This is a genomic window from Lacinutrix sp. WUR7, assembly GCF_016864015.1.
Lineage (GTDB): Bacteria > Bacteroidota > Bacteroidia > Flavobacteriales > Flavobacteriaceae > Oceanihabitans.
In genome coordinates, this window is the sequence record NZ_CP045067.1 from 2,779,524 (window position 1) to 2,801,996 (window position 22,473).

Genomic DNA, 22,473 nt, shown 5'->3' on the forward strand with positions numbered 1-22,473 from the left:
TTTTATGCCTTCCGAAGCATCGAAAAAAAACAATGGACCATTATTATATACACTAAAACATGTTTACATTTTCATTTAATCACATCGCAATTTCGGTAAAGGATGTCGACCAATCGATGGCATTTTATCAAAAAGTATTGCAACTAAAAGAGGTGGAGAATACCGCTTCCAATTCTAAAACGCGATGGCTAGCTTTAGGGGAAGGCAAACAATTACATATTATTCCTAGACCAAAGGAAGAAGTAAAGACCAATAAGGCGGTTCATTTTGCTTTAGCGATAGCCGATATAGATACTTTTATACAGCACTTAAATACTTTGCGCGTAGATTATAGCGACTGGCTTGGAACGGTACGTAAAGACTATGTTCGAAAAGATGGTGTGCAACAAGTATATTTTCAAGATCCAGATGGCTATTGGATAGAAATAAATAATGCAAAATAGGAGGGAATCGTTATTTTAAGCCTTTAATAAGTTCACTACTTCATTTACACCAACCGTTGCAGGTTTTGCAATAACCGTTAGGTGCTTATTATTGCCTATTGCTGGTTTTGGGTCTATAAAATAAGTAGCAGTATTTTCTGGTACATAATCCATTAAACTCGCAGCAGGATAGACTTGCATACTGGTGCCAATAATCATTAATATATCTGCTGCTTCACAAATAGCTACAGCTTTATCCATCATAGGTACCGCTTCACCAAACCAAACAATATGTGGTCGCATTTGGTGTCCTTTAGCATCTAAATCACCAAGTAGCATATCGGTTTTCCATTCCTGAATATCGGTTTTGTTAAAGATACTTCGCGCTTTTAATAATTCGCCATGTAAATGTATCACGTTAGTACTTCCTGCGCGTTCGTGTAAATCGTCTACATTTTGGGTAATGATAGAAACTTGGTAGTTTTTTTCTAAAGTCGCTAAATCCAAATGTGCTTGGTTAGGATGAACTTCTAAAAGTTGTTTTCTGCGTTGGTTGTAAAAATCTAAAACCAGTTCCGGATTGTTTAAAAATCCTTGTGGTGATGCCACTTCCATTACATCGTGACCTTCCCATAAACCATCGGCATCCCGAAAGGTTTTAATACCGCTTTCGGCACTTATTCCAGCGCCTGTTAATACTACAATGTGTTTCATTTTATAAAATTACTAAATTAGTAGCATTGTGAAGTAGATTCATTTCAAAATTTGCAGAGTTTATCTGATTGTTTTGCAATTTTATTTGAAAAGATTGTCACGTCACTTTGTTCCTCGTAATGACATTTCCTATTTTTGAATTATGACAGACATAAAACTCCTAGAATATTTAGAAACCTATTTAACCGAAAATCGTAGAAACAAGTTTAGTAAAGTGATTAAACAACGTACTAAGCATTTTACAGTGGCAACAGAAGATGTATACCAATTACATAATTCTAGCGCGGTAATGCGTAGTTGTGATGTTTTTGGGATTCAAGAAATGAATATTGTAGAAGAGGTGAATAGCAAAACGATAGATAGAGAAATTGCAATGGGAGCACAGAAATGGGTGGACCTAAATAGATTTCATTCTATTAAAGATTGCATTGCGGCTGTAAAAAAGAATGGTTATCAAATTGTGGCAACCACTCCACATACCGACGATTGTGAGTTGCAGGATTTCGATTTTACGAAGAAGTCTTGTTTTTTCTTCGGAAGAGAAACCGAAGGTTTAAGCCAAGAAGTTATGGATGCAGCAGATAGCTATTTAAAAATACCAATGGTAGGTTTTACAGAGAGTTTAAATATATCTGTAAGTGCTGCAATTGTTTTGCAAGAAGTAACTGCTAAATTAAGACGAAGTGATATTGCTTGGCAACTTACCGAAGAAGAGCAAAATGAAAAACGCTTGGATTGGGTGAAGAAAACGATTAAAAGTTACGACCAGATTGTAGGTCGTTATTATGAAGAGAATGAATAGTGTCATTGCGAGACACGAAGCAATCTGTTTCTAGAATTATTTAGAATTATAAAATAGCTTCGCCTTTTAGGTCAAACTCTCCAACTTTATTCTAATTATACTAACTAAGTAGCTCTCCTCTTATTTTTAAGAGGAGAATGAATTTAAATGCTTTTCGCATTTGAAGAAAGAGGAGTTAATAAAATAGGGTTTGGGGTATAAAAACAGCTTCGCATTTTATGTCAAACTCTCCGGATTTATTTGCAATAAATCCACCTCTCTTTAACTAAAGAGAGGAGCAGGTTCTTTATTCTAATTTTACTAGCTAAGTAGCTCTCCTCTTATTTTAAGAGGAGAATGAATTTAAATGCTTATGCATTTGAAGAAAGAGGAGTTAATAAAATAGGGTTAGAATATAAAAATAGCTTCGCATTTTAGGTCAAACTCTCCGGATTTATTTGCAATAAATCCACCTCTCTTTAGCTAAAGAGAGGAGCAGGTCCTTTATTCTAATTTTACTAACTAAGTAGCTCTCCTCTTATTTTAAGAGGAGAATGAATTTAAATGCTTTTTTGCATTTGAAGAAAGAGGAGTTAATAAAAAGGGTTTGGATGTAAAAATAGCTTCGCATTTTAGGTCAAACTCTCCAACTTTATTGTATTTATACTAACTAAGTAGCTCTCCTCTTAAGTTTAAGAGGAGAATGAATTTTTATTTCCCAAAAAGGAAATGAAAAGAAAGAGGAGTTTGTGAGTATTATAAAAAATGACTTTCAATTTCCATAAAAATAGAAGATAGATTGTCAAATACCATTCTGTTTTCAAACCTAATTACTTTGTAATTTAGGCTTTCTAAATATTTTGTTCTCTCATTATCTTTCTCCATTTGTAAAGCATTATTATGAACTTCTCCATCTAATTCAATGATTAATTTAAGTTCTGCACAATAAAAATCAACAATATAATAACCAATACTATGTTGTTTTGTAAAACGTTTGTTTTTGAATTTTCTAGCTTTTAATTGATTCCATAAATACGCTTCAGCAGGAGTTAACCTTTGTCTTAAGGTAGTTCTTAATTCTTGGAGTTCTTTTTTAGTATGAATTTTATTTTTATTCATTGTTTGAAGTTAAATATTTATCTTTAATTCTACAACAAAAAATATATTGGTAAAAGTGGTTTAAAAATCGTTTCTCTCTTTTTATGTCAAACTCTCCGAATTTATTTTCAATAAATCTACCTCTCTTTAGCTAAAGCGAGGAGCAGGTTCTTTATTCTAATTCTACTAACTAAATAGCTCTCCTCTTATTTTAAGAGGAGAATGAATTTAAATGCTTTTCGCATTTGAAGAAAGAGGAGTTAATAAAAAGGGTTTGGGGTATAAAAACAGCTTCGCATTTTAGGTCAAACTCTCCGGATTTCTTTTCAATAAATCCACCTCTCTTTAGCTAAAGAGAGGAGCAGGTTCTTTATTGTAATTATACTAACTAAGTAGCTCTTCTCTTATTTTAAGAGGAGAATGAATTTAAATGCTTTTTTGCATTTGAAGAAAGAGGAGTTAATAAAACAGGGTTAGGATATAAAAATAGCTTCGCATTTTAGGTCAAACTCTCCGGATTTCTTTTCAATAAATCCACCTCTCTTTAGCTAAAGAGAGGAGCAGGTTCTTTATTGTAATTATACTAACTAAGTAGCTCTTCTCTTATTTTAAGAGGAGAATGAATTTAAATGCTTTTTTGCATTTGAAGAAAGAGGAGTTAATAAAACAGGGTTAGGTTATAAAAATAGCTTCGCATTTTAGGTCAAACTCTCCGGATTTATTTGCAATAAATCCACCTCTCTTTAGCTAAAGAGAGGAGCAGGTTCTTTATTGTATTTATACTAACTAAGTAGCTCTCCTCTTATTTTAAGAGGAGAATGAATTTAAATGCTTTTTTGCATTTGAAGAAAGAGGAGTTAATAAAATGGGGTTAGGATATAAAAACAGCTTCGCATTTTAGGTCAAACTCTATAGATTTAGCAGCAAGTTCAGGACAAAAAAAAAGCGTAATCAAATAAATGATTACGCTTTATATCTTGAATTCTATTAATTTTTAAAACTTTCCAGATCTACTTCTGCTTAATACTTTGTATTCTTCATAACATCCGCTAATAGCGTCTAGTATTTGAAGATCGTTAGCAGAGTTAATAAACTCTTTAGAATAGTTACACTGACTTATAATTTCATCTAAATCTACTTTGCTTACTTGTAATAAAACGGTAAGCATTTCTCTGTCAAAACGAGTAGCAAGTAAACTTCTTATTTCGTCATCTTGCTTCATTTTTTTCAGCTTACGCATCTCATTAGGCTGTCTACCAAACATTCTAAACAGAAAATCGGCAGGATTAAAAATAGCACCTAATACTTTGGTTACAGCACTTGGTGAACGGTTTCCAGCTTCATAGCCAGTACTAGGTAAACCAGAAATAGCATATCTGTAACTATTATTTTTTGGAGCATTTTTTATATCTACTTCCAAAAAACCTGTAAGTTTAAACTGTGTTACAACAACTTCTTCTAATGCTAAAGCTAATTCTGTTAAAGCAATATTAGAACTTCCATATTTTAACCAGTCATTGGTAACTCTAACCTTAATAGATTTAAAACCTAAATACGAAAAGTGTAAGGTATCATTCGCTTTTGCTCTAAGTTCAAATGCTCCTTTTTCATTAGTTGTAGTACCAATTACTTGAGTAAGATTTACAATATTTACGCTTTCTAAAGTACTATCATCAGCAGCATTGATTACCACACCAATTACTTTAGTTGGTGCATCTTGTGCCTGACTAAATGTAAAGGTAAGTAATAAAATAAATAAGGTAAACCTGTTCTTCATAATGGAGTTTGTCGTTGTATAAAGGTACAAACATATTTATAAATATGGCAGTACCCTTACATTTTGACTTAATATTAACAAAAAGGTTTAACGTCTAGAGCGTGTTGGACGTGAATGCGAAGTTTTAAATTCGCTTTTATCTCTATCTCCACCATCACTTCTTTTAGAACGTGTTTTTGAGCTATCATCGCTTCCACGACGTCTATCACTTCTGTTTTCTCCAGAACCTTCACTACGTCTTCCGCTAGAACGTCTTTCACCTCTTGGTTTATCCGATCCTCCACGTCTTCTGTCACCTCCGCCATCACGTCTTCCGCCACTGCGACTTCCGCCACGACCTCTTCCGCCACCGCCTCCGCGATTTTCACTTACTTCTACATTTACAAAACGTCCTTCATGCTTGTAATCATTGAAAAAGGCGATTATTTTTTCTTGGTGTACTTTTTCTGTATTAAAGAATGAAAAACTCTCTTTTACATCTACTTTAAATACATCATCTCTACCAAGTTCTAATATTTCCTTTAAGAAATCTTTTAACTTCATCCAGTCAAAACCATCCTTTTCTCCTACATTAATAAAGTAACGAGAATCAGAGCTGTTACCTCCAGAGCTTTCACGATCGCTTACTCTTGAAGCATCTACTTTCTGAATTCTAGATTTTTGGTAGTAGTTAAAGAAACGTGTAAACTCTACAGAAAAGAATTTCTTGATAAGTTCTTCTTTGGTAGTTTCTTCAAATAATCCGTTGATATCTTCTAAATACTTATCAATCTCATGATTGATTTCTGTATTGTGTATTTTGTTTGCTAAAGACATTAACTGTACTTCGCAAATAGCCATTCCGTCAGGAATTTCTTTTAACTCAAATTTTTGGTTAATAATACGTTCAATACTTTTTAATCTACGTACTTCACTTTTAGAAACAATAACCATAGAAATACCAGTTTTACCAGCACGTCCTGTACGTCCAGATCTATGTGTATAGGTTTCTATTTCATCACTTAATTGGTAGTTAATTACATGTGTAATATCATCTACATCAATACCACGAGCAGCAACATCTGTTGCAACAAGCATTTGTATTTGACGAGATCTAAATTGTTTCATCACAATATCACGTTGATTTTGAGATAAATCACCATGTAAAGCTCCTGCGCTATACCCATCTTCAATTAAGTTTTCTGCAACTTTTTGCGTATCTCTTTTGGTACGACAAAATATTACGGAAAAGATATCTGGATTCGCATCTGCCAAACGTTTTAAAGCTTGGTATCTGTCACGAGCATTTACTAAGTAGTATTCGTGAGAAACATTATTGGTACTTTCATTTTTATGACCAACCGTAATTTCTTTAGGTTCGTTCATAAATTTTCTTGCTATAGTTGCCACTTCTTTAGGCATGGTTGCAGAAAATAACCAGGTATTTTTATCTTCAGGTGTTCCAGAAAGAATATCTGTAATATCCTCTTTAAAACCCATGTTTAACATCTCATCGGCTTCATCTAAAACCGAATATTGAATTTTAGTAATATCTACTAATCTTCTGTTAATCATATCTTTCATTCGGCCTGGTGTTGCAACAATAATTTGTGCACCACGTTTTACCTCACGTGCTTGATCTGTAATACTAGAACCACCATAAATAGCGACTACGTTTAAGCCTTTTAAATGCTTTCCGTATGCTTTCATTTCATTTGCAATTTGCAAACAAAGCTCACGAGTAGGAGATAAGATAAGACCTTGAGTAGTACGACTGTTTACATCGATTTTTTGCAACATAGGAAAACCAAACGCTGCTGTTTTACCAGTTCCAGTTTGCGCTAACGCAACTAAATCTGTTTCTTCGTTTAATAAAATTGGGATTGCTTTTTCTTGTACTTCTGATGGTTTTTCAAAACCTAAATCTGTAATACCTTGTAATAATAGATCGTTAAGACCTAATTCTTGGAATGTGCTCATTCTTCTTTGTTATGTATTTCAATGTCAATCTATTTTGGTGTTACAAATAGAAGTGCATTGAACATACTTAACCTAAAACTTCTAGTAACACATCCTCTCTCTGAGGAGTAATAAAACCACATGGGTTTTTCAAGGTGCAAAGGTACTCTTTTATTTAACACTAGCACTATTTATTGTGTTTATTAATTTTTTGGGCGTTTTTACACGCTATTCGTTATATCTTTTTTTGCCATATACGGCAGCAAAAAAAGGATGCCACTGCTATCGTTAACGCAATAAAGGATGGTGTGAAAAGGGGAGTGTTGGAGGTTTTGTTTTGGGTTTTCGAAATTAATGAAACGGTTTTGTATAAAAAGATTTGCGTTTTGCGAGCGAGGATTTTCCGTAGGAAGATCAGAAGTAGCAAAAACGCACTGTTCATTGTTTAAGCACTAATCTATGCATTATTTTTATGCGATGTTGTGCCCAGTTATTTTAAAAGATAAATTGTTTTATTTTTTTCTCCTATTTTTTTAAATAAATTTAATTCAGCACCTTTTTTTAAATCTCTACTTGCTGTTGCTGAAGAAATATTTTTAAAAATATCCATATAATCTTTTCTCGTAAATTCAGTTTTATTTAAAGAAACAAAATAGTCTAATCTATCTTTTTCATTTAACGTTCGATTATTGAAATTTAATAACTCACTTATTGAAATATCAATTACGTTTAACATATATTCAATAAATTTTGTTGATTTTCCTGAATTATCACTTTCTGCCAAAGCTTTGTAATATTCTTCTTGTCCTTTACTAATTAAAATTTCAAAAGGTAAAAACTCAAATATTGGATATTTTTCCATTAAAATTAGGGTTTGCCATAATCTTCCCATTCTACCATTTCCATCCAAAAATGGATGTATAAATTCCATTTCGTAATGAAAAACACAACTCTTAATTAATTCAATTTCGTCTGACTTTTGCAAGTATTCAAAAAGGTCTTTCATTAAATAAGTAACATTCCTAAAAGGAGGTGCTAAATGCGCAACTTTTGAACCTTTTACAATTCCGACACTTTGATTTCTGTATTTTCCAGAATTTTCAATCAGACCTTCCATTAAGTCTTTATGTGCTTTAAAAAAAGACTTCTCATTACAAGGATTATATTGATCTAAATTTTCATAAATACTAATTGCATTTAAAACTTCTAAAACATCTTTTTTAGGACCAATAACTTTTTTGTTTTCTAAAAGTGCCGTTATTTGTTCTTCGGTAAGCGTGTTTCCTTCTATTTTTAATGAAGAATGAATAGTTTTGATTCTATTCTGTTTTCTTAATTTAGGGGAAGGTTTGTTTAGTAAATTAGCATTTACTTCTCCTATTTTCTCCGAGATAGAAGTTATTAGTTTTAAAATTGAAGATGTTATTTCGTAAGGTGGTTTCATCTTTAATACTATCATTTGATACTATCAAAGATACAATCATTTAGCTGGAATTATGTGATGAAACGGAATTTTTAATTGGACATAGCGGTTAAAAAGATATGATATCGTTTTAATGATTTACAGCATCCGTTCTATTAATTTCGAAGTTAGTGGAGTTTTATAAAAGAGTCAAACGCAATTGGTATGGAATTCTAATGGGTAATTATATTATTTTAAAAGAAATTATTTTGCTCTTTCTTTTATTTAAACCAATTCTATTGCCTGTTTTTCGTTCCTTCTTGTTTAAGTTTTTACCTTAGCTGCATAATTAATGATAAAAGAAGATAGACGATAGATGTTAGATTATATTATAATTGGTGGCGCACAAGCAGGATTATCGATGGCTTACCATTTAAAAATATTAGAAAAGGAGTTTGTAGTACTAGATGGCGAAAATGAAATTGGCGCTTCTTGGTTAAACCGATGGGATTCTTTAAAATTATTTACACCAACCGAATACAATCATTTGCCTGGTTTGAAATTTGATGCGCCAAAAGGACATTATCCGACTAAAGTAGAGGTAAGTGATTATTTTAAAACGTATGTAGAAACCTTCCAAATCCCGGTGCAGCTAAATACCTTAGTTACTTCCGTAAGGAAAACAGAGAAAGGTTTTTTTGTGACGTATAAAGATGGCGAATTACAAGCCAAAAATGTCATTGTTGCCACAGGACCATTTCATATTCCATACACACCGCCTTGTAATACTAAAATAGCCAAAAGCGTACTGCAGTTGCATAGTAATTATTATAAAGGAGTAGATCAATTGCAAGAAGGAGATGCTTTGGTAGTTGGAGGCGGAGATTCTGGATATCAAATTTTAAATGAAATTTCTAAAGATACATCCAGAACCGTTTATTTTTCTGGAGATACTACCGTACGATCTTTACCACAGCAAATTTTGGGTAAAACCTTATGGTGGTGGTTTACGCTAGTCGGTTTTTTAAGTTTTACTAAATACAGTTGGATAGGGAAAAAAATCAGTAATTTTTCACAACCCGTTATTGGTACCGATGTGAAAGAAATTCTTTCTAGAAAAAATGTTATCATTAAAGGAAGAACCAAAGACGCATTACAAGAAGTAATTATTTTTGAAAAGTCGAAAGTGTCTACTATTAAAAATGTTATTTGGGCTACAGGTTATCGTCCGAATTTTACATGGATTGAAGGATTAGAACTGGATGAGAATAGCTATCCTAAAAATTATAGAGGCGTAAGTAATATTGATGGTTTGTATTTTATTGGATTGCCTTGGATGTACACACGCGGATCTGCAACTTTAGGAGGTGTATCTAAAGATGCTAGTTATTTGGCAAGTATAATAAGCAAGCAGGATTAATTACCAGCGTTTAAAAAAGTAACTAGTTGGCTAATCGCTTTTCCGCGATGTCCAATTTCATTTTTTTCGTCTAAAGAAATTTCAGCAAATGTTTTGTTGTAGCCTTCCGCTTTAAAAATAGGATCGTAACCAAAACCTTTTTCGCCGTGTTTTTCTGTGGTGATTTCTCCTTTACAAATTCCGGTAAACGTTTCTAAATTTCCATTTAAATGTAAAGCAACAACGGTTTTAAATTGTGCTTGTCTGCTGGCTTTATCTTTCAGGTTGGCTAAAAGTAAATTCATATTGTCTTCTGCATCTCTTTGTTCTCCTGCATAACGTGCAGAATAAACTCCGGGTTCGTTATTTAAAGCGATTACTTCTAATCCGGTATCATCTGCAAAACAATCATAACCATAATGTTCTTTGATGTACTCTGCTTTTTGAATGGCATTACCTTCAATAGTATTTTGCGTTTCTGGAACGTCTTCAAAACAACCAATATCTTTTAAGCTTAAAAGTTTTATGTGTTGCGGAATTAAAGATTGTACTTCTTTTAATTTGTTTAAATTATTGGTGGCGAAAACAAGTTGCATAGTTTATGGTAATTAATGTATTTTAGCTTTTGTAAAAATATATTAATAAATTAAGCATCCTTTGTTAGAACAGATTATTTTTAAAAAGACTTTAATCTCTAAGTTATTTTTCCTTCTTATTTTTTGCTTTTCTTTCTTTTCTGCGACTTCGCAAACGCTAGAAGATGTGGATTCTTTGTTAGTAGATCGGAATTTAGAAAATTATTCAGTACGTATATTTTCTAATTTTAAAGTAAAGAAATTCACTATTAAAGACGGAGATTCTAAGTCTAAGTTTGTTCCTAATAATAGATATGGTTTAGGGTTTGGTGTGGCTAGTGAAAAGTTTATCATTGATCTTGCTTTTAATATTAAAAATCCGAATAAAGCCGAAACAAAGCGATTTGATTTGCAAGCGACCACCATTTTAAAGCAGCAGCATTATGTGAATTTATACATTCAAACGTATAAAGGATTTAATGTTAAAAATGATTTCGATGTTCCAACGGTTTTTAGAAATGATATTCGTTCGGTAACCTTCGGGATTAATTATTTATATACTTTTGATGATGTAGCATTTTCATATTCGCAATTAAAAGCTGGCTTGCCACAAAAGCGAAATAAAGATGTTTATATCACTGGCGGACTTGGTGTTTTTGGTGTGTATGATTATTTTTCAGCAGATGCGACTGTTTTTTCAGAAGAGACCAGTGCCTATTATAATGAAGCTGCAAATATTAAAAGATATAATGGTCGCGCACTCGGACTTTTAGCAGGATTTGTATCGTATTTTAAACTTCCTGAAAATATTACAGCTACTTTTAATTTTATGCCTGGAATTGCTTTAATTAATAAGACAATCACCTTGGAAGAAGATAGTTATAGACCATCGAATATAATGCTTTATAAAATAGATTTTCATGTTGGTTTGGGCTATAGTTATAAACGTTACTATGCTAGTTTAACGTATGGGAATGGTTTTTATTCCACCAATTTTAATAACGATAATAAGTATTTCTTCAATCTGTCTAATGCCAAATTAGCAATAGGTTATAAGCTGAAAGCAAAGCGTAAATAAACACGATTATTTAAAGTATGATATTAGTCATTTTTAAACGTTATAATCTTACTTATTTTTGAATAGATTAATAATTAAAAGATAAGACTATGACTATAAATATTCAATATGTACATATGGCAACTAGCGAAGCTATGAATGATTATGTAACTGAAAAACTAAGTGTTTTAGCAAAAAAATATGAATGGATTATTAATGCAGAAGTGCATTTTGAAGTAGAGAATAATGCGAAGACAAATGGAAAAATTTGTAAGATAGAATTAAGTGCTCCTGGACCTCGTATTTTTGCAATGTCGGATGAAAATAATTATGAAGATGCTGTTAAAAACACGATTAAAGATTTAGAAAAGCAACTTAAAAAACGCAAAGAAACTTTTTCTACACACTAAAATATAAAGAGGGTTTATCTATGATGATACGGTTCATTCCTTAAAATAGTAAACCCTCTATATAATTGTTCTATAACAAACAGTCTCACCATTTGATGAGAGAATGTCATTTTAGAAAGTGAGAGTTTTCCTTGTGCTTTACTGTACACATCTGGACTAAATCCGTAAGGTCCACCAATTACAAATACCAATTGCTTGATACCAGAATTCATGTGTTTTTGTAAGTAGTTAGAAAAACCAACGGAATCTAATTGTTTTCCGTTTTCATCTAATAAAATCAATACGTCGGTTGCATTTAATTTACCTAAAATAAGTTCTCCTTCTTTCTGTTTTTGCTGATCCTCACTTAGGTTTTTAACTTTTTTTAAATCTGGAATAATCTCTAATTCAAATTTTATATAAAAACCAAGTCGTTTTGTGTAATCGTCTATTAAGCTTTGTAATTGCTTGTTGTCTGTTTTGCCAATGGCAAGTAGTTTAATGTTCATATTTAGCAAAGATAAAGTTTTTTAGAATTTGGAATTTGAAAATTTGAATATTTCGATTTTCAATCGTTATTTTAGCACAAAGAATTATTTTATGATTAGCAAAGCACAATTTGATACAGAAATAGATTTAATAATTACCAATGCGATTAGAGAAGATGTTGGCGATGGAGACCACAGCTCACTTGCATGTATTCCAGCTACTGCGCAAGGAAAGGCAAAACTTCTAGTAAAAGACAATGGTATTATTGCAGGCGTAGCATTCGCAAAACAGGTTTTTGCTTACGTGGATAAAGACTTGAAAGTGGAAACACTTATTGAAGATGGAAGCAAAGTGAAATATGGTGATATTGTTTTTTATGTGGAAGGCGCTTCGCAATCCATACTAAAAGCAGAACGTTTGGTGTTAAATGCCATGCAACGTATGAGTGCTATTGCAACTAAAACACGTCAGTTTGTGGACTTATTAGAAGGTACGGGAACTAAAATTTTAGATACCAGAAAAACTACTCCGGGAATTCGTGCCTTAGAAAAATGGGCTGTTAAAATTGGAGGAGGAGAGAACCATAGATTTGCTTTATATGATATGATTATGCTTAAAGATAATCATATTGATTTTGCTGGCGGACTTACCAAAGCTATTGACAAAACAAAGAAGTATTTAAAAGAAACCAATAGAGATTTAAAGATTATTGTAGAAGCTAGAGATCTAAATGAAATTGAAGAAATCTTGAAAAGCGATGGTGTATACCGAATTTTAATTGATAACTTTAACTATGAAGACACCAAAAAAGCAGTAAAACTGATTGGAAACAAATGCTTGACAGAAAGCTCTGGAGGTATCAACGAAAAAACAGTAAGAAAATATGCAGAATGTGGTGTTGATTTTATTTCATCTGGTGCATTAACGCACTCGGTGTATAATATGGATTTAAGCTTGAAGGCTGTGAAATAGTTTCAATCAAAGCAAAGTCAAAGTCGCCGTTTTAGTAAGTAATTCCATAGCTCCATAAAAGGGCTAGTCTAAATTAATGACAAAAAAAACAGAAGATAAACTAGAAAAAATACCAGTAGTTAACCTATTGGTAAAGCTTTTAAAGCAAATAAAACTCCCAGGTTTTGAGGGGTTGTCTATTTACGATTTGTTAGAATTGTATGTTATTGGTATTGCTAGAGGTACTTTAACAACAAGAGCAAGTGCCATTGCATTTAGTTTTTTTATGGCTATTTTTCCGTTTTTGTTATTTGTACTTATTGTGATTCCGTATATACCAATAGATGATTTTAGAATTGAATTTCTGTCTTTTCTAAACTCTTTTTTACCTCCAAATACTTCCGAGTTTTTTGATGAAAATATTTACGGAAACATAAATACAGGTCGTGGAGGTTTGCTTTCTTCGGTGTTTTTACTTTCTATATTTTTAATGGCAAATGGTGTAAACGCATTGTTTTCTGGTTTTGAAAACTCCTATCATGTGCAGCTAACTCGTAATGTTGTAAAACAATATTTGTTTGCTATGGGTGTCGCTTTAATTTTAGCAATTATGGTGATTCTAACGGTGGTCATTTTTGGTTATGTAGAGATTTATTTGCTCCAACCTTTTTTTGATAAACTAAACGAGCAAGGACTCACGCAAGCAGATTCTAATGTCTTTTGGATTGTTGCGGCCAAATATTTATTCTTTTTAGTAATGACCTATTTAGCAACGGCAACCTTATATTATTTTGGAACCAGAGAAGGAAAAGACTCTAAGTTCTTTTCTGTAGGAGCATTATTAACTACGCTGTTGTTTGTTTTAACTTCGTATCTTTTTGGTGTTTATATCAATAATTTTGCACAATATAATGAGCTCTATGGCTCTATTGGTGCTATTTTAATTCTAATGTTTTACTTGTGGCTAAATGCAAATATTTTACTTTTAGGTTACGAGCTCAATGCTTCTTTAAATGGGTTGCGAAAAATTAATAAAAATGAATAAATATATCTTATTAATAGTCTTCTTATGCATATCTATATCTGTTACTGCACAAGATATCTTCGGAAAATGGAAAACGATAGACGACGAAACTGGTGAAGAAAAATCTATTGTCGAAATTTATGAAAAGGACGGAAAAGTCTTCGGGAAAATAATTGAAATACTCAACCCGTTAAAAAAGGATGCACTTTGTACTGCTTGTGAAGGTGAAGATTATAACAAGCCTATTTTAGGGTTTCAACTGATTAAAAATCTTACAAAAGACGGCGACTACTATAAAAACGGAAGTATTTTCGATCCGCAAAAAGGGAAAATGTATACATGCAGATTAGGTGTCGATGCTGATAATCCAGATGTTTTAGAAGTCCGAGGATATATTGCTTTTTTCTATGCCACGCAATATTGGCAACGCGTAGATAATTAATTAAAAAGCTTTAAAAAGGCTTCCTTTCTTCTAGTAGAAACATCTATTGTTTCTTGGTTAGACATGGTGACATAGCCTCCTTTTCCTTTGGTGTATTTCTTAACGTGTGCAATATTGATCAAGTGTGAATTATGAATTCTGAAAAAGTTTGCATCCGTCAAAAGTGCTTCAAAGTGTTTAATGGGTTTCGATACTAATATGTTATCGGTTTTAGTCTGAATATACGTATAACTCGTATCTGCTTTACAGTGAATAATATTTTCAATTTCTAGAATTTCAAATCCGTTAGAAGTTGGTATTCGTATGGTTTTTTTCTTGTCTTCCTTTTGAAGGTTGCTTAATAAAATTTTAATTTGTTCTGCATTATCAATAGGCTGTATTCGCTTTTTTAATCTTTTAATTGCTTGAATAAAATCGTCTTTATCAATGGGTTTTAATAAATAATCCATGGCACTATATTTAAAGGCTTTTATAGCGTAATCATTAAAAGCGGTGGTAAAAATCACATTAAAATTATAGTCACCTAAGCTTTCTAAATAATCAAAACCAGTTTTATTATGAATCTCAATATCTAAAAAAATGAGATCTGGTTGTAACGTTTTGGTTTTCGCTATAGCATCATCCACCGTACTACAAGTTGCTACTATTTCTAGGTTAGAATCAAAAGATTCCGTTAGCTTTATAATACTATCAATGCAATGTTGTTCGTCATCAACAATAAGTGTTTTAATCATTTTAAAAGGCGAGAGTTAGTGGTAGTTTTATTTCAATTTTGGTTCCGTTTGGTTTGTCAATAATTTGAAGATTACCATTGGTGTTCTTTATTTTATTGATGATTTCAATTCTACTTTTAGTGATACTCATTCCTAAAGAATGTTTATTATTATTATTATTATTTGTCTTTGCAGATGCTTCTCGACCAATACCATTATCTTCCACGCTACAAATAATCATGCCTTCTTTTTGGATGTAATTAATGGCTATTTCTCCGTTTTTAGTACTGTTTCTTAATCCGTGAATAATACTATTCTCCACAAATGGTTGTAGAATCATTGGCGGAATTAAAGTGTTTTCAGGATCTATATTTTCGTCTACATTTATAGTATAGGTAAAACTATTATTGGCACGTTTGTTTTCGATATCTAAATAGGTTTTTAGGATACTAATGTCTTCGTTTAAAGTAATTTCTTTTTGTGTCGATTTCTCTAAAGTTTCGCGCATTAATTTAGAGAATTTGGTCAAATAGTTGGAAGCATTCTCCATATCATTTTTAGCAATATATGCATGGATGGAATTTAAAGAATTAAAAATGAAATGCGGGTTCATTTGCGCTCGCAATGCTTTCAGTTCGGTGTTAGAAACTTTTAAATTAAAGGCTGTTTCTTTAGTTGTAGCAATTGCTTCTTGTTTCTTTTTGTACAATATGAAACCAATTATTAACCCAATAGCCAAGCTACTACCAGTATAAATAGAAGTGTTTTTTATAAACTTATATCTCGCTATTTCTGCTTCTTGAATTGCTTGTTTTTTATCGTGAACTGCCGTTAGTGCAGCTTCCTTTTTTTCGTACTCGTATTTGGCTTCTAATTTTGCTATTTCTTCTTTCTTTTCGGAAGACATAAAACGATCTTTTAACTTCTTTGCTTCCGTTTGGTTGTTGTAGGCCGTTTTGTAGTTTTTTAGCTTCGCGTTTACTAATGCTAGGTTTTCTAAAACACTTGCTTGTCGTTCTATACTTTGTGTTTTTTTAGAATACATGAATGCACTTTCAAAATTACTTTTCGCTTTCAAAAAGGCGCCACTTTCTAAATATGCAGTACCAATGCTTTCATAAACAATTGCTAGGCTATTTGTGTTTTTAAGTTCTTGAAATAAGACTTTGGTTTGGTTTAAATAGGCTAATGCTTTTTTGTAATCTTTTAAAGTTATGTAAGCAATTCCAGTGTTTGTTAATGCACTTGCAATACCGTATTTGTTATTAATACTTTGCATGATAGCTAAAGATTCCTTGTAATACGTAATCGCTTTTTTGGGTTGTTTTAAGTCGTCATATAAATTACCAATATTCGTGAGTGTATTTGCTGTTTCTACTTTAGTATCTAGCTTTTTATTAATTTCTAGGCTTTTATTATAATATTTTAGGGCTACCTCGTATTTTTCTAATCTAGAATATAGCAATCCAATATTAGTGAGAATTCCTGCATGACGATCTGTATGGGTAGTGTTTGTTTGATTATGAATTTTAGACGCTTTTAGATAGGTGTCAATAGCTTCGGGATATTGCGATTGATACATTTGGTTAATGCCAATACTATTGAGAACCACAGCCATTAAAAAGCTGTCTTTTTCTTTTTCAAAAATTTCTAATGCTTTGTAATTAAGTTTATTTGCTTTTTGGTAATTCGATTGTCCAAAATAGATGAGCCCTTTATTGTAATTAATGCGTGCAACTTGATTCCATGCTTTGCGTGTGGTTTGAATCTTTATAGCTTCGTTATACGCTACAATAGCTAAAGAGTCTTTAGATAACGCAATTAAATGAATTGCTTTGTTTTTGTAAGCAAGCGCTTCTTTGTCCTTTAATGGAAGACTTTTAGCAAGTGAAATAGCTTCGTTAGCAAACTGTAATCCTTTTTCTGGATTGGACGGATTATAAGCAGCAGTAAGCTGATTTAAGATTTCCAATTTCTCAATATTTGGCGCTTCGTTTTTAGTTAATTCTATTTCAAGAGAATCTATTTTTTGCTGTTGCGAAAAGCAAACCAAAGAATACAGCATAAAAAAGTAACAAATAATACATTTCATTTGTGGTAAAGAATTAACTAATAGCAAGTTAAAAGTACTTCTATTTTTTTTAAAGACCATATTATTTGTGCGAAAATGAAGTCAAAATGCACAGTTATAAATTCTAGGTTGTCATTTTAGTAAAATTCCTATTACTTCATAGAGCTATTAATCCATAAACTGGCTACTATGAAACTAAAACTACTTTTCGCTTTGTTTTTTTATGCGCATGTAACTCTTGCGCAAATTGCAGCTCCTCCAGTTCCAGAAACTTGGGAGAATGATTTGTGGTTTTCTAACCAATGGATGCATTTTTCTACAGTAAATTACACGTTTAATGTAGATTGTCTTCCAAATTTAGCGGTCTCACAAGTTTTAGATTTTGGTAGTGGTATATTTGTTAATAGTTCTAGATTAACCATAAGTTATAACGGAAACAATCAAGTAGTCGAAACGATTAATGAATTATGGAACAGTGTTAATGCTGCCTGGGAAAACGATAGACGATCTACGCAAGCTTATGATGGAAATAACCTAACAGAGATTTTGCATTATCTCTGGATAAACAATGCTTGGCTATTAGAATATCGAATTGTGAATGCTTATAACGGGAGTTTACTAACCGAAAGTATCACACAACAATGGGATATAAATGCTAGCCAATGGATAAATGATATAAAAAGCGAATTTACGTATAATAGCATTCCGCTTTTAGAAATTGCTTTAAGTAGTGCATGGTCTACGGTAGATAATGTTTGGATTAATGATGGTAGAACGACCTTTGTTTATGACGCTAATAATCTATTAAACATAAAGACTTTTGAAGATTGGGAATCCAATGCTTGGGTTAATGATAGACAAGAAACATATACGTTTGATAGCAATGATTTTTTAATAGAATCTCTAGTTTCGGAGTGGAATACAAGTACCATGGTTTATGATCTAGACAGAAGAGAAACCTATACAAATAATGCGCAAGGATACTACACCGAACTTGTTAGAGAAAATTATTTACTAGGAAGTTGGGTAAATGAAACAAGAGATAGAAGAACCTATCCAATATGCTATACGCTTGGTGTTGAAAATCTTTTGGCTGAAGGTGTCTTAGTATATCCAATTCCTGCTCAAAATGTTCTACATATTAAAAGTAACATGCAACATAGTGAAGCTATAATTATGGATTTAAACGGAAGAATTGTACAGCAAGAAAAACTTACAAATGCATTACAAACCATAGATATATCGCAATTAAATTCTGGAGTGTATATTTTAAAACTCTCTAATGGTAATCAGGTGATTACTGAAAAAATCATTAAGAAATAAATCCGTTAATTCGTCAAAAAGTAGTTTCCAATAAAATTAGATATCATGAAAAATATACCAAAGACAAAACATATCCTTCTAATAATCGTACTCGCTGTTTTTCTAATTCCGGGGTATGGATTTTCGCAAGAAAAACGTGTCAAACCACCAAAAAGAGAATCTAAGATTTCTAGTGTAGATCATTTTGTAGATAAGACGTTTAATCTATATCACAAAGTATTTGTTTATGACAGTTTAACGCAGGCAGGAGTAGAGATTCCAACAGAGATTGAAGACGAATTAATGGAGCATGCAGAAAAAGATATCGATAGTCTTTGGGATATTTTTCCAGAAGTTTTTGATGATATGGCTAACGGAAACGCGAACCTGATGAAAAAAGGAAAAGCAACAGCAAACTTAAACAAGTCTAAAAAAGTATTGCGATACTGCGTTTTAATGGTCAAAACCTATTTTGTAGGTACAGAAGAGGAAGAATAAATAATCGTAAATACAACCGCACCATGAAACAGATACATCTCTTTTTATTCTTCTTGTTAAGTGTGCACTTTGCGAATAGCCAAAACTATAAAAGTGCCTTTAGAACAGATATTTGTTCCTGTATAGAAGAAGAAAGTTTAAAACGAAACCTGACGCCAAATGCATATAAAAAGTGTTATACCGAAATCCTGCCTAAATATGCAAACCAGATAGATGCTGCAATTGTAGAAGAGGATTTGAATAAAAGATATTATTTAGGGCAAGTAGCCAGAAAAGACTTGGTGCTTGCGTTTCAATATGAATTAATCTACAGTTGTGATATCTATTTTGAGTATTTGAATAGAACTCGAACTAGTGAAATACTAATCGCTAGAGAACGAGCAAAAGAAAGCGATTTGGAATCTAAAAACCAAATGGTAGCAATGTCTCCAAATGCGTATGCCTATTTTCATCGAGCACAATTACACTTTAATTTGGGGAATTTAAAAGAAGCAGAAGCCGATATTCATAAAAGTTTTGATGTCAATCCTAATGCTTCTAATATACAATCGACAAGACATGAATTGCTATTACTGGCTTGTATTTATGAAGAGCAAAAACAATATACCAAAGCGATTGCACTTTATGATAAAATATATATGGGAAATTATGATTCGCAAGTAGCAACCTTAAGAGCGCTTGCAGATAAAAAAGCAGGAGGAAGCATGTCTAGTATACCAAAAGCAGCTACAGAGGTTGTTTCTTCAAAATCTAACGCATCGGAAAGAAGAAGATCTATCTCGCAAAATTCAAGAAGTAAACGCGCAGAACGAAAACCTGCCATAAAGAACGAGAAACCCCCAACAAAACAAAAAAGTGATTCGGCTTCCCTGAAAAAATTATTTAAATTAGGTAATTGATTAAAAAAGCATCTTTTTTAAAGGCGGTTTTTTTATAGAAACATATTACCTTTGGTTTATGAATCATTTCATAGACGTCATTCTTCCCGTTCCTCTAGAAAAACTATTTACCTATAGTATTACAGAGGCAGAAGCATCTTTTCTACAAGTAGGAATGCGTGTGGCTGTTCCTTTTGGTAAAACAAAAATGTATACCGCGCTTGTACACAGTATTCATAACAACAAACCGTTGGTGTATGAAGCTAAAGAGATTCATCAAATTCTAGATGAGACACCGGTAATTACCCTGCAACAACTTACTTTTTGGCAATGGATTTCTAAATACTACATGTGTACTTTAGGAGATGTCATGCGAGCAGCTTTACCAAGTGCATTTCTATTAGAAAGTGAAACGATTATTAGTAAGAATAACGATAAGATTATTGCAGACGAAGACTTAAAAGATGATGAATTCTTGGTTTACGAAGCATTACAGCATCAGTCGTCCTTAAAGATTCAAGACCTAATATCAATTTTAGATAAAAAGAATGTACTTCCAGTAATTAAAAGGCTTTTAGAGAAAGAAGCGATTCATTTACAAGAAGAGATTTACGAAAAATATAAACCTAAATATGTTAGATACGTAAAGTTGCATACTGCATATGCTTCGGAAGCTGCGCTTCAAGATATATTAGAAGAATTAAATAGAGCGCCAAAGCAAAAACAAGTGATCATGACTTTGTTTATGTTATCGTCAAAAACAAAGAAACCGATAAAGGTTGCCGAATTAACCGAAGTTAGTGGTGCTTCTTCGGCAATTATAAAAACATTAGTAGATAAAGGTATTCTAGAAGAATATCACATTCAAACCGATAGAATTAATTATTCTGGAGACGAAAATGAAGCTTCCAAAGAACTAAATGAACATCAAATTGTAGCTTTAGAAGAAGTGAAAACGGCTTTTGAAAAACATAGTGTTACCTTATTACATGGGGTGACCTCTTCTGGGAAAACCGAAATATATGTCAAGCTTATGGAAGAAGCTTTAGCAAAAGGCGAACAGGTTTTGTACTTGCTTCCGGAGATTGCACTAACTACTCAATTAGTTTCTAGGCTTCAGAATTACTTCGGAGAACAAGTTGCGGTGTTTCATTCTAAATATTCTATTCATGAACGCGTAGAAGTTTATCAAAATTTACTGAACAATTCCGCGAAAGCGCGAATCATATTAGGAGCACGTTCTTCTATATTTTTACCATTCAGCAATCTTGGGCTAATTATAGTAGACGAAGAGCACGAGCAATCTTTTAAACAGTTTGATCCTGCGCCACGATATCACGCAAGAGATGCAGCGGTTGTTTTAGCAAATATTTTTAAAGCAAAAACCTTATTAGGTTCTGCAACGCCAAGTTTAGAAAGTTCTTTTAATGCCCAACAAGATAAGTATGGTTTTGTAGAATTAACTACGCGATATAACAATGTCTTGATGCCAGAAATTGAATTGGTAGATATTAAAGACAAGCATAAGCGTAAAAAAATGAAAGGTCATTTTAGTGATCGGTTAATTGAAGAAATGACCGAAACATTAAATGACGGACAACAAATTATACTGTTTCAAAACCGAAGAGGCTATTCGCCAATTGTAGAATGTAATACGTGTGGTAATGCGCCGCAATGTCCTAATTGTGATGTGAGTTTAACCTATCATCAATATCGAAATCAGTTGCGTTGTCATTATTGCGGTTATAATTCGGCAATGCTTCAAAAATGCATGGCTTGTGGGAGTCCGTCTTTAGATAGTAAAGGTTTTGGAACAGAACAGATAGAAGTAGAGGTGAAGGAGCTGTTTCCAGATTACAAAGTAGGTAGAATGGATTTAGATACCACGCGTGGTAAATATGGTTACGAAAAGATTATTACTTCTTTTGAACAACAGGAAGTCGATATTTTAGTCGGTACACAAATGCTAACCAAAGGATTAGATTTTAGAAACGTGCGACTTGTAGGGATTATGAATGCTGATAATATGCTGAATTTTCCAGATTTTAGAGCCCATGAACGTAGTTTTCAATTGATGCTTCAGGTTTCTGGTAGGGCAGGACGTACCGAAAAAAGAGGAAAAGTATTAATACAAACCTATAATCCGTATCATAAAATTCTACAACAAGTGTCTACCAATGATTATGCTGGTATGTACAAAGAGCAAATGGACGAAAGGTATAATTTTAAATATCCTCCTATATATAGACAAATAAAGATTGTATTAAAGCATAAAGATTATAATCGCGTAAATATGGCGGCAGATTGGTATGCTAAATCTTTACGACAAGTATTTGGTGATTTTGTTCTCGGACCAGAATTTCCTCCAGTTTCTAGAATACGAAATCAATTTCATAAAAACATTTTGGTTAAGATACCAAGCAAGCAATCTTTGGCAAAAACCAAAGAAGCTATATTAAAAATAGATACTAGTTTTAATGCGGTAAAAGATTTTAGATCGGTTCGTGTTATCTTAAATGTTGATAATTACTAAAATAAACCATTTTTCTAAGG

21 protein-coding genes are annotated in these 22,473 nt (G+C 32.4%); 12 read left to right on the forward strand and 9 right to left on the reverse strand.

Annotation, left to right across the window (positions count from 1 at the left end; genetic code table 11):
• Nucleotides 1-59 precede the first annotated feature (59 nt).
• Nucleotides 60-443 (forward strand): VOC family protein, encoded by a 384-nt coding sequence (locus FG167_RS12175; protein WP_203458521.1) that lies wholly within the window; start codon nt 60-62, stop codon nt 441-443.
• Between the two features lie 15 nt (nt 444-458).
• On the opposite strand, the gene FG167_RS12180 is transcribed toward FG167_RS12175, so the two are convergent.
• Nucleotides 459-1,136 carry an NAD-dependent deacylase gene (locus FG167_RS12180; RefSeq protein ID WP_203458522.1) on the reverse strand — a complete coding sequence of 226 codons (678 nt, stop codon included), beginning with the start codon at nt 1,134-1,136 and terminating at the stop codon, nt 459-461.
• A 142-nt stretch (nt 1,137-1,278) separates the two neighbouring features.
• Between FG167_RS12180 and FG167_RS12185 the strand changes: the two genes are divergently transcribed.
• Complete coding sequence (locus FG167_RS12185; RefSeq protein ID WP_203458523.1) at nt 1,279-1,938, forward strand: RNA methyltransferase; 660 nt, start codon at nt 1,279-1,281, stop codon at nt 1,936-1,938.
• A 735-nt stretch (nt 1,939-2,673) separates the two neighbouring features.
• Here the strand turns inward: FG167_RS12185 and FG167_RS12190 are convergent.
• The 4 genes from FG167_RS12190 to FG167_RS12205 all read right to left on the reverse strand — a co-directional run bounded on the left by FG167_RS12190 (nt 2,674) and on the right by FG167_RS12205 (nt 8,174).
• Nucleotides 2,674-3,036, reverse strand: coding sequence for an endonuclease domain-containing protein (locus tag FG167_RS12190; protein WP_203458524.1), 363 nt, complete (start codon nt 3,034-3,036; stop codon nt 2,674-2,676).
• Between the two features lie 973 nt (nt 3,037-4,009).
• Entirely contained in the window at nt 4,010-4,792 is a 783-nt protein-coding gene (locus FG167_RS12195) for a carboxypeptidase-like regulatory domain-containing protein (RefSeq protein ID WP_203458525.1), read from the reverse strand.
• A gap of 87 nt (nt 4,793-4,879) precedes the next feature.
• The gene (locus FG167_RS12200) at nt 4,880-6,751 is read right to left on the reverse strand and encodes a DEAD/DEAH box helicase (RefSeq protein WP_203458526.1); all 1,872 of its coding nucleotides are present in this window, start codon (nt 6,749-6,751) and stop codon (nt 4,880-4,882) included.
• Between the two features lie 469 nt (nt 6,752-7,220).
• The gene (locus FG167_RS12205; RefSeq protein WP_203458527.1) at nt 7,221-8,174 is read right to left on the reverse strand and encodes a Fic family protein; all 954 of its coding nucleotides are present in this window, start codon (nt 8,172-8,174) and stop codon (nt 7,221-7,223) included.
• A 334-nt stretch (nt 8,175-8,508) separates the two neighbouring features.
• Here FG167_RS12205 and FG167_RS12210 point away from each other — a divergent pair, with 334 nt between their 5' ends.
• A complete protein-coding gene (locus FG167_RS12210) occupies nt 8,509-9,552 on the forward strand; it encodes an NAD(P)/FAD-dependent oxidoreductase (RefSeq protein WP_203458528.1) in 1,044 nt (347 codons plus the stop codon).
• Here the strand turns inward: FG167_RS12210 and FG167_RS12215 are convergent.
• Nucleotides 9,549-10,127 (reverse strand): non-canonical purine NTP diphosphatase, encoded by a 579-nt coding sequence (locus FG167_RS12215; protein WP_203458529.1) that lies wholly within the window; start codon nt 10,125-10,127, stop codon nt 9,549-9,551. The two genes, FG167_RS12210 and FG167_RS12215, sit on opposite strands and share 4 nt — an antisense overlap.
• Nucleotides 10,128-10,293: 166 nt before the next feature.
• On the opposite strand from FG167_RS12215, the gene FG167_RS12220 reads away from it, so the two are divergent.
• Both FG167_RS12220 and hpf read left to right on the forward strand, forming a co-directional pair.
• Nucleotides 10,294-11,184: a DUF4421 family protein gene (locus tag FG167_RS12220; RefSeq protein WP_239004386.1), complete on the forward strand. Its 891-nt coding sequence runs from the start codon at nt 10,294-10,296 to the stop codon at nt 11,182-11,184.
• Nucleotides 11,185-11,273: 89 nt separating this feature from the next.
• Nucleotides 11,274-11,573, forward strand: a complete 300-nt coding sequence (gene hpf, locus FG167_RS12225) for a ribosome hibernation-promoting factor, HPF/YfiA family (protein WP_203458530.1) — start codon at nt 11,274-11,276, stop codon at nt 11,571-11,573.
• Between the two features lie 14 nt (nt 11,574-11,587).
• On the opposite strand, the gene rlmH is transcribed toward hpf, so the two are convergent.
• Nucleotides 11,588-12,061, reverse strand: coding sequence for a 23S rRNA (pseudouridine(1915)-N(3))-methyltransferase RlmH (rlmH, locus tag FG167_RS12230; RefSeq protein ID WP_203458531.1), 474 nt, complete (start codon nt 12,059-12,061; stop codon nt 11,588-11,590).
• A gap of 91 nt (nt 12,062-12,152) precedes the next feature.
• Here rlmH and nadC point away from each other — a divergent pair, with 91 nt between their 5' ends.
• The 3 genes from nadC to FG167_RS12245 all read left to right on the forward strand — a co-directional run bounded on the left by nadC (nt 12,153) and on the right by FG167_RS12245 (nt 14,458).
• Nucleotides 12,153-13,013: a carboxylating nicotinate-nucleotide diphosphorylase gene (gene nadC, locus FG167_RS12235; RefSeq protein WP_203458532.1), complete on the forward strand. Its 861-nt coding sequence runs from the start codon at nt 12,153-12,155 to the stop codon at nt 13,011-13,013.
• A gap of 76 nt (nt 13,014-13,089) precedes the next feature.
• Nucleotides 13,090-14,037: a YihY/virulence factor BrkB family protein gene (locus tag FG167_RS12240; RefSeq protein ID WP_055442307.1), complete on the forward strand. Its 948-nt coding sequence runs from the start codon at nt 13,090-13,092 to the stop codon at nt 14,035-14,037.
• Nucleotides 14,030-14,458 (forward strand): DUF2147 domain-containing protein, encoded by a 429-nt coding sequence (locus FG167_RS12245; RefSeq protein WP_203458533.1) that lies wholly within the window; start codon nt 14,030-14,032, stop codon nt 14,456-14,458. The genes FG167_RS12240 and FG167_RS12245 overlap by 8 nt, the downstream gene beginning before the upstream one ends.
• Here the strand turns inward: FG167_RS12245 and FG167_RS12250 are convergent.
• Both FG167_RS12250 and FG167_RS12255 read right to left on the reverse strand, forming a co-directional pair.
• Nucleotides 14,455-15,192, reverse strand: a complete 738-nt coding sequence (locus FG167_RS12250) for a LytTR family DNA-binding domain-containing protein (protein ID WP_203458534.1) — start codon at nt 15,190-15,192, stop codon at nt 14,455-14,457. The genes FG167_RS12245 and FG167_RS12250 overlap by 4 nt on opposite strands.
• Before the next feature lies 1 nt (nt 15,193).
• Entirely contained in the window at nt 15,194-17,323 is a 2,130-nt protein-coding gene (locus FG167_RS12255; RefSeq protein WP_203458535.1) for a tetratricopeptide repeat protein, read from the reverse strand.
• Between the two features lie 108 nt (nt 17,324-17,431).
• Here FG167_RS12255 and FG167_RS12260 point away from each other — a divergent pair, with 108 nt between their 5' ends.
• From FG167_RS12260 to priA, 4 genes are read left to right on the forward strand one after another with little or no spacing between them, the layout of a single operon-like run.
• Nucleotides 17,432-18,565: a T9SS type A sorting domain-containing protein gene (locus FG167_RS12260; protein WP_203458536.1), complete on the forward strand. Its 1,134-nt coding sequence runs from the start codon at nt 17,432-17,434 to the stop codon at nt 18,563-18,565.
• Between the two features lie 45 nt (nt 18,566-18,610).
• Nucleotides 18,611-19,042, forward strand: coding sequence for a hypothetical protein (locus FG167_RS12265; protein WP_203458537.1), 432 nt, complete (start codon nt 18,611-18,613; stop codon nt 19,040-19,042).
• A 23-nt stretch (nt 19,043-19,065) separates the two neighbouring features.
• Nucleotides 19,066-19,941, forward strand: coding sequence for a hypothetical protein (locus FG167_RS12270; RefSeq protein WP_203458538.1), 876 nt, complete (start codon nt 19,066-19,068; stop codon nt 19,939-19,941).
• A 58-nt stretch (nt 19,942-19,999) separates the two neighbouring features.
• On the forward strand, nt 20,000-22,453 hold the full coding sequence (priA, locus tag FG167_RS12275) for a primosomal protein N' (RefSeq protein ID WP_203458539.1): 2,454 nt from the start codon (nt 20,000-20,002) through the stop codon (nt 22,451-22,453).
• The last annotated feature ends 20 nt before the right edge of the window (nt 22,454-22,473 follow it).

What these genes read in the sequence shown, in the direction of transcription:
- FG167_RS12175 (WP_203458521.1), top strand. Translation starts at nt 60, where the DNA reads ATGTTTACATTTTCATTTAATCACATCGCAATTTCGGTAAAGGATGTC.
- FG167_RS12180 (WP_203458522.1), bottom strand. Translation starts at nt 1,136, where the DNA reads ATGAAACACATTGTAGTATTAACAGGCGCTGGAATAAGTGCCGAAAGC.
- FG167_RS12185 (WP_203458523.1), top strand. Translation starts at nt 1,279, where the DNA reads ATGACAGACATAAAACTCCTAGAATATTTAGAAACCTATTTAACCGAA.
- FG167_RS12190 (WP_203458524.1), bottom strand. Translation starts at nt 3,036, where the DNA reads ATGAATAAAAATAAAATTCATACTAAAAAAGAACTCCAAGAATTAAGA.
- FG167_RS12195 (WP_203458525.1), bottom strand. Translation starts at nt 4,792, where the DNA reads ATGAAGAACAGGTTTACCTTATTTATTTTATTACTTACCTTTACATTT.
- FG167_RS12200 (WP_203458526.1), bottom strand. Translation starts at nt 6,751, where the DNA reads ATGAGCACATTCCAAGAATTAGGTCTTAACGATCTATTATTACAAGGT.
- FG167_RS12205 (WP_203458527.1), bottom strand. Translation starts at nt 8,174, where the DNA reads ATGAAACCACCTTACGAAATAACATCTTCAATTTTAAAACTAATAACT.
- FG167_RS12210 (WP_203458528.1), top strand. Translation starts at nt 8,509, where the DNA reads ATGTTAGATTATATTATAATTGGTGGCGCACAAGCAGGATTATCGATG.
- FG167_RS12215 (WP_203458529.1), bottom strand. Translation starts at nt 10,127, where the DNA reads ATGCAACTTGTTTTCGCCACCAATAATTTAAACAAATTAAAAGAAGTA.
- hpf (WP_203458530.1), top strand. Translation starts at nt 11,274, where the DNA reads ATGACTATAAATATTCAATATGTACATATGGCAACTAGCGAAGCTATG.
- rlmH (WP_203458531.1), bottom strand. Translation starts at nt 12,061, where the DNA reads ATGAACATTAAACTACTTGCCATTGGCAAAACAGACAACAAGCAATTA.
- nadC (WP_203458532.1), top strand. Translation starts at nt 12,153, where the DNA reads ATGATTAGCAAAGCACAATTTGATACAGAAATAGATTTAATAATTACC.
- FG167_RS12240 (WP_055442307.1), top strand. Translation starts at nt 13,090, where the DNA reads ATGACAAAAAAAACAGAAGATAAACTAGAAAAAATACCAGTAGTTAAC.
- FG167_RS12245 (WP_203458533.1), top strand. Translation starts at nt 14,030, where the DNA reads ATGAATAAATATATCTTATTAATAGTCTTCTTATGCATATCTATATCT.
- FG167_RS12250 (WP_203458534.1), bottom strand. Translation starts at nt 15,192, where the DNA reads ATGATTAAAACACTTATTGTTGATGACGAACAACATTGCATTGATAGT.
- FG167_RS12255 (WP_203458535.1), bottom strand. Translation starts at nt 17,323, where the DNA reads ATGGTCTTTAAAAAAAATAGAAGTACTTTTAACTTGCTATTAGTTAAT.
- FG167_RS12260 (WP_203458536.1), top strand. Translation starts at nt 17,432, where the DNA reads ATGAAACTAAAACTACTTTTCGCTTTGTTTTTTTATGCGCATGTAACT.
- FG167_RS12265 (WP_203458537.1), top strand. Translation starts at nt 18,611, where the DNA reads ATGAAAAATATACCAAAGACAAAACATATCCTTCTAATAATCGTACTC.
- FG167_RS12270 (WP_203458538.1), top strand. Translation starts at nt 19,066, where the DNA reads ATGAAACAGATACATCTCTTTTTATTCTTCTTGTTAAGTGTGCACTTT.
- priA (WP_203458539.1), top strand. Translation starts at nt 20,000, where the DNA reads ATGAATCATTTCATAGACGTCATTCTTCCCGTTCCTCTAGAAAAACTA.